This is a genomic window from Natrinema sp. LJW11 (assembly GCF_056135975.1).
In genome coordinates this window covers 653915-668714 of the sequence record NZ_JBWBDM010000001.1, presented here as the reverse complement: position 1 = coordinate 668714, position 14800 = coordinate 653915, and the positions used below count along the sequence as shown (strand labels likewise).

Here is a 14800-nt window from a genome sequence, read left to right as displayed (position 1 = left end):
GCGTGTTCACACGAGATCGCCGCTTCCGCGTGCGGACGGATTGGCCTCGAGCGTCGGAATCTCGCCCGTTTCGGCGAGACTCTTGAACCGACGCAGCGCCGTTTCCGCGATCGTCTTCGGAACGATTCCCAGTCGCTGCACCACCGCGGCCCCAAGTTTGCCGCCGGGCGGATCGAACTGCAACCGAAGCGTCACTTGGGTCCCTCGATCCCCCGGAGCCTTCCGGAAGCGGACGTCGCCTTCGGCCCGCATCGTCGCTCCCTCGACCGACTCCCACCGCAAGCGTTCTCCGGGCCGGTCGTCCACGATCGCCGTCTCCCAGGTCAGGGTCGGTCCCCGCGGCGGTCGTACCTCCCAGTGATGCCGGTCTTCGCCGGCCCCCGTCACCTCGGCGACGGGACCCATGATTCGCGACAACTGCTCGGGGTCGCGCCAGTACGCCGTGAGTTCGTCCGCAGGGACGCCGACCGTGATCGCTCGCTCGACCGTTATCGGTCCGTCAGCACCGCCGAGGGTCGGTCCATCGCGTTCGTCGGTCGCTACTGAACCGAGCGTTCTGAGGGGCCGACTCGACCCGCTGAGACCTCGAGCGGCGAGCCAACCGCCCCCCAATGCCATCGCCCCGCCGACGAGCGACCGTCGCCTGAGTCCGGCGACGACCAGCGCGCCGCCGAAAGCGGTGGCGGCCAGTCGTTCGCCACGACCGATCGAGCGGTCGTCGCGACCGCGTTCCGGATCGACCGTCTCGCCGGCCGAGTCGCCGGGGGCCGGCTCCGTGACGTGATCGCTCATACTGTCTCGAGTGCGCCGGGTAGTTCGAACGAGCGAACGGTCGCTCGTCGGGGCAGTAGCGGCTCACCCGTCGGTGAACGCGCCGTCTCCCTCCCTCGAATCGGTCCCATCATCGAACTGGGCCGTATCGGTGCCACCGTCGAACGGGGCCGCATCGGTCCTACCGTCAAATGGGGCCGTATCGGTGCTACCGTCAAACGGGACCGTGCCAGACTCGGCTCGGAATAGTTCACACGGCAAACAAGACGGCGGTGGTATTGTAGCTTACAACTGCAAATGCAACGCGTACCGGTTTCGGTCGCCGGCGATTCCGGTAATCGTGTCCTTAGAGCCGTCTCAGGCCCGTGTACTGTACACGCCGACCCGTTGTCACCAGTTAGTCGTTTCGTACCTGTCCATCGATCCACTAGACGATTCAGGTTGCGGATTACTTCTTCCCGGCGTTCATATAGCATCTTTGATTGGTATATCCCGACACTATCCTCCGTATTTTACAAGAATTCCCTCGCCGAAGATCCCTCCGGATTTTCGAGGGAATACGAGACCGCCGAGACGAATCGGCTCGACGGCGAACGACACTGAGAGGGGAGGGATCTCGGTCTCGAGTTTCCTTGGCGGACGACTATCAACCACCGGACTAAACCGAAAATACCGAACTGTATCTATTTCCGATATTATTTTATTTGTAACATATGCGACAAACTGTCAGTAGCATCGAACGAATTGCACGAACCGATTCAGTCGTTCTGGATCGGCATCGCTGAGCGGCCTATATCTCCTGAACGTAGGCGTACTCGTCCGAGAGCGCTTCGGCGTCCTCGCGGAGCAACGCGACGACGAGACAGTCGACGTGCTCCTCGAAGTACTCGACGAGATCGGCGATGCGAGTCGAGTCGATCGCCTCGAGCGAATCCAGCAGCATGAACGGAACGATTTCGTAGACGTCGTGGACCAGATAGCCGGCGAGTGCGAAGACCAGTCCGGTGACTTCGCGTTCGCTCTCCGAGAGGTGATCGACGGTATCCTCGTACGTCGCTCCGTCGTCGGTCGACCGGACGATGTGCAGGTCGAACGCGGTTCGCGTGACCTTCCGTCTCCCTTCCCGGACCGTCTTCTCGCGACGATCGATCCAGATGCGGTCGATGTTTCGGTATTCGAGGATCGACAGAATCGACTCCATGTGCTCGTTGAACGCGTCGACGGCATTTTCTTCGATCCGGTCGACACGCGTTCTGAGGTCGGTCAGCTCCGCTTCGACGCTCTCGCGGCGCTCCTCGAGTTCGCTGCGCTCCTCGATCTTCCCTTCGATCTCCTCGATTCGGCCCTGCACGTCGTCGCGGTCGTCTTCGAGTCCCTCGAGCTCGAGCTCGAGACGGTTCAGTTCGCGGTGGGTGTCGATAACGTCGCCGTACTCCGCGTTTTCGAACGCTTCGGCCTCGGATTCGAGCTCGTCGATACGCGCTTGTTGCTGTTCGACTTCGGTTTCGAGTTCCTCGATGCGCTGTTCGCGGCGCTCGAGTTCGTCGTCGATCGCCGACAGCCGCGTTTCGATTTCTCCCCGTCGCTGCGTTCGCTCGCGAAGCTCCTTCCGACGCGAGGAGAGCTCGTCGATCTGTGCTTGCAACTCGCTTCGTTCCTCGAGTTGTTCCTGGCGGAGCGATCGCAATCGCTCGAGCGTCGATTCGATCCGGTCGCGGCCGACCTGCGAGCCACACGTCCAGCAGACGACGTCGTCGTCCGCGAGGAGTTGTTCGGTAATGTCGCCGTCGTCTTCGTCCGCCGACTCGACGTGGTCCTCGAGATCCAGCTCGAACCCGTCGTCGGCGAGCCGTTCCTCGTTGAACCGGATCACGCTCTGCAGTTCGCTAACGGTCGTATCGAGCGACCGTTTCCTGGCGCGAAGCTCCTGGATCCGCCCTTCGAGTCGATCCGGCGACTCGGTATCGCCGTCGAAGGCCTCGAGTTCCGCCTCTAGCTCGTCGCGTTCCCGCTCGAGTTCGGCGTAGCTCTCCCGTTCCGTCTCGAGATCGTACTCGATGGACTCGAGTTCGGTCCGCGCCGTCTGGAGGTCGGCAAACGCCGATTCGATCTCTTCTTTCCGATCGCGACTCGCCTCGACGTCGAGATCGAACGCCTCGAGTTCCTCCTCGAGGTCGGCGATTTCCTCGGTCGTCGTTTCGATTTCGTCCTCGAGTTCCCGTTGCTTCGACTCGAGGCCCGGGAGTTCGGAGTCGAGTTGTTCGAGCCGCTCGAGGCGATTGTCGAGGTCTCGTTTTTCGGCCTCGAGGGTGGAAATGTCGGCTTCGATCTCGTCCGTATCGATCGGACGCATGATGAGTTCGCGAAGGTCGTCGCCGCGTCTCACCGCTCGGCGTGCTTCGTTGGATTCGAGCAGGAAGGCAAAGAGGTCCGCGAGCTCCGGATCCTCGAGATAGGAATCACCGTCGAAAACCACTTCCCCGTTGCGTCGCTCGAGGTATCGCTCGTACCGTTCGCCGTCGAATTCCAATTCGGCGCGACCGGCGTCAGCATCGCCTTTCAGCGAGGAGCGCCGACTGCCCAGCGCGGCCATGATCGTCTGAAGGAACGACGTTCGGTTCGTCGCGTTCCGTCCAGTCAGGACGTTAACACCGGGTTGAAGCGTTACCTCGCTACTATCGATACCGCCGATATTCTCCGCGAGAACGGTAATCGACGAGGTGACTGACTCTGGAGATGACACGACGGTTATTTCACGCCGCCGGCTATAAATGCTATGCGGTAACGGCCGATTTTCCGACGTGTCGCGTTACGACGTCTCCGTGACTTCACAGTCGCAGCCGCCTTGATCGAGTAATTCGGCGACGGAGTAGTCGGTTCCGCAGTTCGCGCAAATGGTTCGGACGTCGACGAAGACGTCGTACTCCCGGTCCGTAATCTCCTCGGCGTTTCTCAGTTCCTCGAGCGTGGATTCCGTGACGACCTGCGTTCGGCCGGCGAGGCGCTGAACGGTCTCTTTCTTTCGTTCGAGTCGGTCCTCGGTGTCCTCCTCGGGGAGGGACGCGTCGCGAACGTTCGTGAGATACGTATAGATCGTCTGGTGAGTGACGAAATCGGAGCGGACGGCGTCGATGTCGATCCCCGACCGCTCCAGTTCGCGTCGCTTTCTGACCGCGTCAGAGCGCGACACGTCGTCGTCCGTCAGCGTTCGATAGAGCGTTTCGATATCGGAATCGAGCACCGATCCGCCCGCATCGCGGAGGGCCGCTCGGAGGACGGCCTTGTTGAACTCGGTCGCGAGGTCGCGGAGACTCGTTCGGTCCGTTCCGTCGCCGATCCACTCGGCTTCGAGGCGGTCCCCCCACGACTCGAGGTCGTACTCGTCTATCGCTCGCTCGACCTTGGTCCGACGACCGCCGCTCGAGTCGTCCGTCATACCGGTAGTCACTGACGCCTATCGTACAAATGTTGCGGTTATCGCACCGGGTTGCTGGCGGCAATAGTATAGTGGCCACCGAAACGAGTTACACCTGATCGCAACGCCGTCGTGCGATCAGGTGTGCAGTGGTTTTCAGTGGATCCGAAAGGACCTTCCAGGGGCGATCGACGCTGTAACGGGTGTCGGGGCACCGCTGCTGCCGAATGTGACACCCACTCACCGCGGGAACTGTGCCGAAGCGGTCGACCGTTTGCTGCTCGTCGATCGCGGCCCATTTTTCACCGTAAACGACACGTTTCCTTTCTGGCCGTTCAGGCATTTAACTGACGGACTTTTTTCGCGGATGGCATCTGCCGGCGGCTCATCCCGCTTTTTATATGACAAACAAGGTTTATGACCGGTGATAAAATATTATTTCTAGGTGCTATATTTCAGTGAAACGTGTGTTCCGAGCCCGATAGAGACGATATTGAACGCGGACCGAATTAGTGCAATTAGTATCAGATATCAGCCAATACTGCACGGGAACTGACTTTCTCAACTGGCGTCTTATCCGTTGGAGCAAGCAGTCGATATGCCGATAGAATGGAGCGAAACGGTCCGATCCGGAATGGTCCGTTAGCCCCCGCCGTCTGCTGACTACTGACGGTTACAGAGATAGGGCTGTAATTCTGTTCGGTCAGCGACGGTTTCGTTCGCGAAACGGTTCCGTGGCGGTCGAGGAACGAACCGTCGTTTGTTGCCGTTCGGACGCACGTTCTTCTTTACTCGATCCCGCCCCGAATCCGGTCGGCTACTGGCCGAAACGAACGGTGTGTTCGGGGTGTCCGAACGGTGTGTCGTGTTCGTTCGGCTTCCAATCCGAGCACCGGATTCCGTTGGGAGACACTGATCGGTCGGCCAACGATCAGTCCGGCAGCGAGGACTGTCCCGCAGGGTACCGGTTTGATCGTCGCGAGCCGGACGCCCGATACAGAGAGCTGTTCTCCGCTCCCGCCGACTGATTCCCGAGCGAACTCGGCGAAGCTATCGTGATCGTTTCTCATCACCGAACGGAGTACGACTCCGCAGGCCCGAGCCGTTCGCTTCGATTCGGCGAGTTGGCCCGTGGTGGCTACCAGATGACTGGTGTCGGTGAAATCGCCGTGCGATACCGACCGCCGGTTTCCGTTCGTCGTCGTGGTACTCTCGTTCCGGGCCCGTCCCAGCGGACGGAGATACGTTTATTACGCCCCACCTCGAAGGGGGACTTATGACAGCTCCCGAAGAGCTAGTGGTACTGACGTACCGATGTCCCGATTGCGAGGGGGAACTCTCGCTCGAACGGCGGTCGTGGGAGTGCGTCGATTGCGGTCACGTTCCGCATCACGCCGCCGATTGATAACGGATTTTCGGCACAGATCGGCCCGCTACCGGGCAATTCGGTCGATCAGAAGCGTACACTTTTGTCGGTCCGCTAGCGACACACGAGCACAACAATGGACGAAGATGCGCTCGAGTATCACCGTGCCGATCCGCCGGGGAAGATAGAAATTTCGACGACGAAACCGACGAACACGCAACGCGACCTCTCGCTGGCGTACTCGCCGGGCGTCGCCGCGCCGTGTCGAGAGATCGCCGGACGCGCGGACGACGCCTACCAGTACACGACGAAAGGGAACCTCGTCGGCGTCGTCTCGAACGGCTCGGCCGTGCTCGGACTCGGCGACATCGGTGCACAGGCGTCGAAACCGGTCATGGAGGGCAAAGGCGTCCTGTTCAAGCGCTTCGCCGACATCGACGTGTTCGACATCGAACTCGACCTCGACGAACCGGACGCGTTCGTCGAATCGGTCGCCGCGATGGAGCCGACGTTCGGCGGTATCAATCTCGAGGACATCGCGGCTCCCCACTGCTTCGAAATCGAGGAACGCCTCCGCGAGCGCCTGTCGATCCCGGTCTTTCACGACGACCAACACGGCACCGCGATCATCAGCGGGGCCGCGCTGCTCAACGCCGTCGAGATCTCCGGCAAGGACCTCGAGTCGCTCGAGGTCACGTTCGCCGGCGCGGGTGCGGCCGCGGTCGCGACGGCCAAGTTCTACGTCTCGCTGGGCGTCGAACGAGCGAACATCACGATGTGCGATATCGACGGGATTCTGACCACCGAACGGGCCGAATCCGGCGACTTGAACGAGTACAACCGGGAGTTCGCCAGCGACGTGCCCGACGGCGCAATCGCGGATGCGATAGCGGGCGCGGACGTCTTCGTCGGCCTCTCGGCCGGCGGCATCGTCAGTCAGGAGATGGTCCGATCGATGGCCGACGACCCGATAATCTTCGCGATGGCCAACCCCGATCCGGAGATCGGCTACGAGGACGCCAAAGCAGCCCGCGACGATACGGTTATCATGGCCACCGGTCGCTCGGACTACCCGAATCAGGTCAACAACGTCCTCGGCTTTCCCTTCATCTTCCGCGGCGCGCTGGACGTCCGCGCCACCGAGATCAACGAGGAGATGAAGGTCGCGGCGGCGTCGGCGCTGGCCGACTTGGCCAAACAGGACGTACCGGACTCGGTGGTGAAGGCCTACGGCGATCAGCCCCTCCAGTTCGGCCCGGACTACATCATTCCGAAGCCCCTGGACGCGCGCGTCCTCTTCGAAGTCGCCCCCGCAGTCGCACGAGCGGCGATCGAGTCGGGCGCGGCCCGCGCCGAGATCGATACCGATGCGTACGTCGAAGCGCTCGAGGCGCGACTCGGCAAGTCCCGCGAAATGATGCGGGTGGTGCTCAACAAAGCGAAATCCGATCCGAAGCGCATCGCGCTGGCCGAGGGGACCGACGAGACGATCGTGCGGGCGGCCTCCCAGATCGTCGACCGAGGCATCGCCGAGCCGGTTCTGATCGGCGACGAGGACGAGGTTCGGAGCACGGTCGCGAACCTCGGTCTCGAGTTCGAACCGGACGTCGTCGACCCCGAGAGCGGCGAGTACGGGGCGTACACGGAACACCTCTACGAACGACGGAAGCGCAACGGCGTTACCCGCCGCGAGGCCGAGTCGATGATCCGCGACGACACCAACTACTTCGGGAGCGTCATGGTCGACCGCGGCGACGCCGACGCGATGCTCACGGGACTGACGAACCACTATCCGTCGGCGCTCCGGCCGCCCCTGCAGGTGATCGGCACCGCCGACGACGCCGACTACGCCGCCGGCGTCTACATGCTGACGTTCAAGAACCGCGTCGTCTTCGTGGCCGACGCGACGGTCAACCAGGCTCCAGACGAGGACGTCCTCGAGGAAGTCACTCGCCACACCGCAGCGCTGGCCCGCCGGTTCGACGTCGAGCCACGCGCCGCCTTGCTCTCGTACTCGGACTTCGGCAGCGTCGACAACGACGGGACGCGGAAACCTCGCGAAGCGGCCCGTCGGCTCCGTGCCGATCCCGCCGTCGATTTCCCCGTCGACGGGGAGATGCAAGCCGACACCGCCGTCGTCGAGGAGATGCTGACCGGCACCTACGAGTTCAGCGATCTCGAGAAACCGGCGAACGTGCTGGTCTTCCCGAACCTCGAGGCCGGTAACATCGGCTACAAGCTGCTCCAACGACTCGGCGGGGCCGACGCGATCGGGCCGATGCTCGTCGGCATGGACGAGCCGGTTCACGTCCTCCAGCGGGGCGACGAAGTCAAGGATATCGTGAACCTCGCGGCCATCGCTACTGTCGACGCGCAGGACGACGAGTCCTGATCGGCTGACTGGCCCCCGCCGTCAGTCGTCGTTCGCGTGAGAACCGACCGATCACAGCGGCTTCAGGATCCACCGCTGGCTCGCGGCACCGGTCGGCGTCGCCCGAATCACGTCGGTTCGCGCATACATAGAGTGAGACGGAGCGCTGCTATATCGGATCGTACGTCCACTTCCGGTTGTTGCCGCGTTCTCGGCCTCCCGTCGCCAGTCACTCGAGCGCGACCGGCTCACCTCGTTCCGCGGAGTCGTGGAGCGCTTCGATGATCCGCATGTCTCGCAGGCCGTGGCGACCGTCCGGATAGAGGTCACCGTCGCCGAGGAGTCGGTCCGCGAAATAGTCGAACTCCTCTTCCATCTCGCGTTCGGCGTCGAAGCTTCCGTGCTCGACCGTGACCGACACGTCGCCGCGCGAGAGGTGCAGCGAACACTCCCCGTGGAACGCCGGTCTGAGCTCGATCCGCCCCTCGGTTCCCGTGATCTTGAGATGGGTGTCTTTGTGGGCGTGCTGGCTCGAGGTCGAGATCATCTGCACGTCGTCTTCGAAGACCAGCAGCGACGAGGACCGCTCGTCCGGGACGTCGGCGAACGCCTCGTGGGTCGAGACCATCTCGGCTTGCACGCTGACGGGGTCGCGTCGGAGCAGGAATCGGGTCGTGTTGATCGAATAGATTCCCAGGTCCATCACCGAGGTGCCGTATCCGCTCAGATCGGCGTCGAGTCGCCACTGGTCGGGGTCGGGGATCATCTCGAGCAGGCGCTGGGTGTTGTGCCCGTAGACGGACACCGGCTCTCCGAGGAAGCCGTCGGCGATCAGTTCGCGGGCCCGTTGCACCGCCGGATCGGTCTGCATGCGATAGGCGATCATCAGGGGCACGTCCGCTTCTTCGCAGGTCGCGACCATCCGTTCGGCGCGCTCGACGGTCGCCTCCATCGGCTTCTCGCAGAGGACCGCCTTGTCCAGTTCGGCCGCGGTCTCGGCGTACTCGAGGTGGAAGGCGTTGGGCGTGCCGACGTAGACGGCGTCGTACTCGCCCGCGGCCGCACCGTCGTGGAACTCGTCGTAGCTGATCCCGCTCGCGACGTCGTTCTCGTCGGCGAGTCGGGTCGCTTTGTCGGTCGAACTGCTGACGAGGACCGTCACCTCGCCGAGATCCGACGATGCGATCGCCGGAAGGGCGACGTCGATCGTCCACCATCCCAGGCCGATCAGGGCGTATCTGACGGTCCCGCTGTCTGTCGTCTGCCAGGTCCGATCCTCGTAGCTGTCGATCCACTCGAGCATAGCCGACCTAGTCACCAACCTGATAAAAAACGATCGGTGATCACATCGCACTGGAGCGGTTGACACTATTTCTCGAGACCGTCGGTGGCACACTCACGTCGTTCGTCGGAGCGGTAATGAAAATGAACTGTCACGGTATCGTTCGGTTTCCTGGTGAACCTCCCTGTCGATTTCTCCACCCCACAAATTCAGTAATGGAAAACGCTCGTTCGATCTCGGCGTTGGGTAAGTACCGACCGGTTCTGTCAGAGATACTCACTCACGCGGCGGTCCAACCCTCGTTACGGTTATTTGCCTTCGCTGCATCAGCTACCGATCCGTCCGTGATTGCTGAACTATAGCGACCGAGTTCAATCTCCTGTAGCCGCTCGAAGCACCCACTCTCCGCTCGAGTCAGTTGCCGGAACCAGCGCGATACCGGCTCTACGTCCGGAAAATTGGATTCGACCGGCGGTCAGTGATTACAGGCATAAGTCTGTAATCTCCTTTCCACCATGTGAGGTTTTCTCACGGATTGTTCGGTATTACATAACGCACGGTCGATCTCGGAGAACGCGGATAGAGCCCCGGAATCCGACCGTTGGCCAAGTGCCCTTTTCCGGGTAGAGACCGGGCCACAGTCATTCGACTACAGGCTGCGAGCGGACTGTAGTCCGCCAAAACGGCATCCATTTCGAACGAGAGCGTAAGTGCAGTGAATGAGTCAGTTCGCGATCAGCTGTAACCGCTTTCTCCTGCGGTGTGACGTTCAGTCGTCACCGCTAATGCGAGTACATTGCGTCTGATCATCGACGTGGAACCGGTACTCACCTGTTTCAAGCACGTGTCCCCGATCGGGATTGTAATACCCGAGCGTGGACGGATCGATCGCGACATCGACCGTCGCCGACTCGCCGGGGTCCAGTTCGGCCCGTTCGAACCCGACCAGCGAGCGTTCGGGCCTGACCCGCGAGGCGTGCGTCTGCGTCGCGTACACCTGCACGGTCTCCGTTCCGGGACGGTCCCCGACGTTCGAGAGCGTGACGCTGACTGTCGCCGCCGGTCCGTCGTCGTCGGCCGACGTTCCCGACCCGTCCGCGACCGCTACATCCTCAACGCAGAACTCGGTGTAACTCAGCCCGTGACCGAACGGATACAGCGGGTCGTAAGAGTCGGGGTGTTCGTGGTCGCCGATCGGCGTCGGATGAGCGAGCGCGTCGTGGTGTTGTGGGAGGTCCCCGTGGCATTTCGGCATCGTAATCGGGAGCCGACCGCTCGGGTCGTTCTCGCCGAACAGCGTCTCGGCAACGGCGACGCCGCCCTCCGTTCCCGGGAAGTACGCCATGAGGATCGCCGGGACGTGTTCGGCCATCCAGTCGACGATCAGCGGCCGGCCGGTCACGAGCACGCCGACGACGGGCGTCCCGGTCCCGTGAACCCGCCGGACGAGTTCGCGCTGGGCGTCCGACAGCCGAAGGTCGCTTCGGGTCGGCCACTCCCCGGTCGCGACGCCCGCCTCGGCCTGCGGGCCGAATTCGTGAAGGTACCAGCCCTCGCCGAGCGCGAGCACGGCGACGTCGGCGGCTTCCGCCTTCTCGACCGCCGCGTCGACGTCGACCGGTTCGTTGAGCGTCGTCCCCGCCGCGTGGGTCACCGCGCCGTCGGTGCCCGCATCGATCGCCTCGAGAATCGTCGTCCCCGGCAGCCCGTCGTCGCGACTGACCGACCAGCCGCCGAGCTGGTGGACCATGTCGTCGGCGTTCGGCCCGCCGACGAAGACGTCCTCGTCGCCCTCGAGCGGGAGGACTGCCTCGTTTTTCAGCAGCGTCATCGACTCGCTGGCAACTTCGCGAGCGGTCTCGCGGTGGTCCTCCGACCCGAGCGTTTCCGTCACCGTCCCCGCATCGACGTAGGGGTCCTCGAACAAGCCGAGTTCGAACTTCGCGCGGAGTACCCGTTTCACGCTCGCCTCAACGACCGCCTCCTCGAGCCGCCCGGATTCGACGAGTTCCACGACGCGGTCGGCGTGGTCGACGTGTCCGACCGACGCGACGTCGACGCCGGCCTCGCGGGCCTGTCGAACGCCGTCGGCGTGGTCGCGAGCCGTCCGGTGGGCCTCGTGGAGGTGGCGGATCCCGTCCCAATCCGAGACGACGTGGCCCTCGAACCCGAGGTCGTCGCGGAGCAGTTCCGTGAGGGCGGCGGCCGATCCGTGGGAGGGCTCGCCGTTGATCGAGTTGTACGACGGCATCACGGAGTCCGCACCGGCGGCGAGCGCCCGCTCGAACGCCGGGAGGAACGTATTCCGGAGTTTGTACTCGGAGATGTCGACCGGCGACGCGTCCTCGCCGCGCTCGGGCTCCCCGTAAGCGGGGAAGTGTTTGAGAGTGGCGAGCACCCCCTCGGGATCACCGACCCCGTCACCGCGGTATCCCCGGACCTTCGCGGCGGCCAGCTCGCCCACGAGGTGCGGGCTCTCGCCGAACGTCTCGAACACCCGCCCCCAGCGCGGCTCGCGGCCCACGTCGACGGTCGGACCGTAGTTCTGGTGAGCCCCGGTCGCGCGGATCTCCCGGGCGGTGATGGCAGCGCTGTCCTCGAGCAAGTCCGGATCCCACGTCGCGGCCGCCCCGAGTCCGTTCGGAAACGACGTCGCGCCGGTGATGTAGGCGTGGCCGTGGACCGCGTCGACGTTCAACAGCATCGGGACGCCGAGTCGGCTCTCCTCGACGGCGACGCGCTGGAGGCGATTGGCGATCCGTGCCGCTTCGGTCGGATCGCTGGTGAGCGACCCGGCCCAGCCGAACGGCGCGACGGCACCGATCCCGTCCCGCGCGACGGTCTCGACGAGGTCCTCGACGTCGAGATTTTCCCTGAAACTCCCGCCCCAGGTCCCCGTCACCTGTCCCGCCTTTTCGGCGAGCGTCATTCGCTCGAGCAAGTCCGCGACGCGCTCCGACGTCGGTGCCGACTCCCGGCGGTACGTCGGCGTCTCGGATCGATCGTCCATTGTCCGTGAATTGTTACCGTAGCGCTATAAACGTTATCAACCGTCTCACACACGCGCCACGCGCGTCAGTCGTCGACTGCGGGCTCTCCCGGCCGATAGCCGCGGCCGATGGTCTTCCACTTCCCGGAGCGGAACCGGTAGTAGTTGATAAGCGCACCTGGAACGCTCTCGGCGAGAAACGACAGGGAGAGTCCGAAGAGGCCGAGCGACGTCGTCGCGCCGAGGTAGACCAGCGGGATGGCAAAGCCGAACATCCCGATCGCACGGCCGTAGAACGGCCAGTTCGTGTCGCCGGTCGCGTCCAGCGCGCCCGCGACGCTGCTCGTGACGCCCTGCGGGACGACGGCGATACACGCGGTGTACACGGGCGCGACGGCGACGGGAACGGTGGGCGACGCGGGATCGTCGACGAAGAGCCGGACGATCGGGTGTGCGAAGAGCGCGACGGCGACCGCTGCGAACAGATAGACGACGACGGTGAAGATAGTTATCTCACGCCCGTACTGCGCCGCCGTCTCCTCGTCGTCGGCCCCGAGGGATTGCCCGACGAGACTGCTCGCGGCGAGACCGAACCCCCATCCCGGCGTGTTCATCAACCCCCAGATGCGTCGACTGATGATGTAGGCCGCGACGACGTGCGAGCCGAAGAGACCCACGAAGACGAGGATCGGAAACCGGGCGACGGTCCACACTGAGCTTCGACCGACGACGGGCAGTCCGATGGCGACGAGGTCCGTAAGCATCTTCCGCTCGAGGTAGCGGTCGACCCAGCGAATCCGAATCGGGAACTCGCCGACGCCCGGGAGGTGACCGAGCGCGAGGCCGAGCGCGAACGCGGTCGTGACGCAGATGCTGGCGATGACGGTCCCGAGCGCCGCGACGACGACGCCCATGTCGAGCGCGAAGATGAACACCGCGTTGAGGACGACGTTGATGAGCGCGCCGCTGGACCGGACGACCATCGGCGTCCACGCGTCGTCCGCGCCGACGAGGGCGCGGCTCCCGATCTGGTTGAGAATGGCGAACGGGACGCCGAGCGCGAGGACGCGCAGGTAGTCGGCGCCGTAGCCGATCGCGACGGGATCGTCGCTCAGCAACGAGACGAGTTCGACTGGCACGGCCCAGAACAGCGCGCTCACTGGGAGAGCGACCGCCGTGACGAGGGCCGCACTGGAGCGGACGACCTGCCCGATCTCGTCGTATGCCGACGCGCCGTATCGCTGCGAGACGAGGGCGATCGTTCCCGCCGCCATCCCGCCGCCGATGGCGAACGTCATCCCCCAGTACGGTCCGGCGAATCCCATTCCCGCGATCGCCGTCGGTCCGAGGACGACGCCGACCATGGCGACGTCCGCGACGCCTTTCGACATCCGGGCGAGTCCGGTGACGATTCGCGGCCAGGCGAGGTCCGTCGTTTCGCGCGCCCGCTCGAGCGAGACGATCCCGAAACGGGCGAGTACCATCCCGATACCGAGCAGGAGCAATCGGAGCGGATTCGTGCGAGGGACCAACGTATACTCGCCGTCTTCGAGACCGCTAAAAGCTATCTCTTTCGTTCACCGCCCGACTGCCCGTTCGACGCGCTACTCGAAGTCCGGCCCCTCGACGGCTTCGTCTTCGGCCTCACGCCAGCTGTGCTGTGGCGTCCAGCCGAGGTCGCGTTCGGCCTCCGCGGTGGTGAACGCGGACGCGTCCCCCTCGAGGTCGGAGGGCGGCGCGTCCTCGAAGAGGGCCTCCATGAGTCGGTCGGTCTCGATGCCGAGATAGTTCTCCGCGGCGTGGCAGAGGTACGCTTCGTGGCCCTCGACGTCGGCGTCCAGCGCCGCCGAGACTATCGACGCGAGATCTCGTACGTCGATGTACGACCAGAAGTTCCCCGCGCCGCCGCTGGGGGAAGTTCCCTCGGGGCGTTCGGTCAGTTCCTCGAGGTCGAAGCGCTCCCGGTTTCCGCTCGTCTGGTACTCGCCGGGGTACTGCACCCACGACGGGCGGATAGACGTGACGGACACGCCGTGTCGTCTGGCGGTCGCCGCGGCGACGGCCTCGCCGGCCTCCTTCGAGGTGCCGTACGGATCTTCGGGGCGGAGCGGATGGGCCTCGTCGATGGGGACGTACTCGGGCGCGAGGAGGCTCTCGGCGAAAGGGAACCCGTAGGCCGATTCGGAACTCGACCACACGACGTCCGCGCCGGCCCGACCGGCCGCCTCGAGGACGTTGTACGTACTCAGAACGTTGTTGGCGAACACTCGCGAACCGGCGTGGCTCGTCGGGTCGGGGATCGCGGCGAGATGGACGACGGCGTCGGGCTCGGCGGCCGCGACGAGTTCGGCGGTCTCGCCCGAGTCGGTAAGGTCGACCTGAAAGAACTCCGCCTCTGCAGGTCCCCCGCCAGCGGGGAGTCGTCGGTCGAGACCGATCACGTCGTAACCGTCGGCGAGTAATCCGTCTACGATCCACCGTCCGGCGCCACCGAGCGCACCGGTGACGACGATGCTCGAGGAGTCCGTGGTCACGGGCGGACAGTCGGCGGGTGCACTAATGAAACCCACGGAGAGCGTTGCTTCGGTCGGTCGACGTGAACCGCT

9 protein-coding genes are annotated in these 14800 nt (G+C 64.0%); 2 read left to right on the top strand and 7 right to left on the bottom strand.

Annotation, left to right across the window (positions count from 1 at the left end; all coding sequences use genetic code 11):
• Positions 1-6 precede the first annotated feature (6 nt).
• From AC0QDI_RS03245 to rdfA, 3 genes are all read right to left on the bottom strand, one after another.
• Positions 7-792 carry an SRPBCC family protein gene (locus AC0QDI_RS03245; RefSeq protein WP_474665179.1) on the bottom strand — a complete coding sequence of 262 codons (786 nt, stop codon included), beginning with the start codon at positions 790-792 and terminating at the stop codon, positions 7-9.
• A 769-nt stretch (positions 793-1561) separates the two neighbouring features.
• The gene (locus AC0QDI_RS03240; RefSeq protein ID WP_474665177.1) at positions 1562-3514 is read right to left on the bottom strand and encodes an archaea-specific SMC-related protein; all 1953 of its coding nucleotides are present in this window, start codon (positions 3512-3514) and stop codon (positions 1562-1564) included.
• Positions 3515-3580: 66 nt separating this feature from the next.
• Complete coding sequence (gene rdfA, locus AC0QDI_RS03235) at positions 3581-4207, bottom strand: rod-determining factor RdfA (protein ID WP_474665175.1); 627 nt, start codon at positions 4205-4207, stop codon at positions 3581-3583.
• A gap of 1255 nt (positions 4208-5462) precedes the next feature.
• Between rdfA and AC0QDI_RS03230 the strand changes: the two genes are divergently transcribed.
• Positions 5463-5591: a hypothetical protein gene (locus AC0QDI_RS03230; RefSeq protein ID WP_474665173.1), complete on the top strand. Its 129-nt coding sequence runs from the start codon at positions 5463-5465 to the stop codon at positions 5589-5591.
• 97 nt (positions 5592-5688) lie between these two features.
• Complete coding sequence (locus AC0QDI_RS03225) at positions 5689-7944, top strand: NADP-dependent malic enzyme (protein ID WP_474665171.1); 2256 nt, start codon at positions 5689-5691, stop codon at positions 7942-7944.
• Positions 7945-8152: 208 nt separating this feature from the next.
• On the opposite strand, the gene gfo6 is transcribed toward AC0QDI_RS03225, so the two are convergent.
• The 4 genes from gfo6 to AC0QDI_RS03205 all read right to left on the bottom strand — a co-directional run bounded on the left by gfo6 (position 8153) and on the right by AC0QDI_RS03205 (position 14728).
• The gene (gfo6, locus tag AC0QDI_RS03220; protein WP_474665169.1) at positions 8153-9226 is read right to left on the bottom strand and encodes a D-xylose 1-dehydrogenase Gfo6; all 1074 of its coding nucleotides are present in this window, start codon (positions 9224-9226) and stop codon (positions 8153-8155) included.
• 748 nt (positions 9227-9974) lie between these two features.
• Positions 9975-12215 (bottom strand): glycoside hydrolase family 3 N-terminal domain-containing protein, encoded by a 2241-nt coding sequence (locus tag AC0QDI_RS03215; RefSeq protein ID WP_474665167.1) that lies wholly within the window; start codon positions 12213-12215, stop codon positions 9975-9977.
• Positions 12216-12280: 65 nt separating this feature from the next.
• On the bottom strand, positions 12281-13726 hold the full coding sequence (locus AC0QDI_RS03210; RefSeq protein ID WP_474665165.1) for an MATE family efflux transporter: 1446 nt from the start codon (positions 13724-13726) through the stop codon (positions 12281-12283).
• Between the two features lie 72 nt (positions 13727-13798).
• Positions 13799-14728, bottom strand: coding sequence for an NAD-dependent epimerase/dehydratase family protein (locus AC0QDI_RS03205; RefSeq protein ID WP_474665163.1), 930 nt, complete (start codon positions 14726-14728; stop codon positions 13799-13801).
• Positions 14729-14800 lie beyond the last annotated feature (72 nt).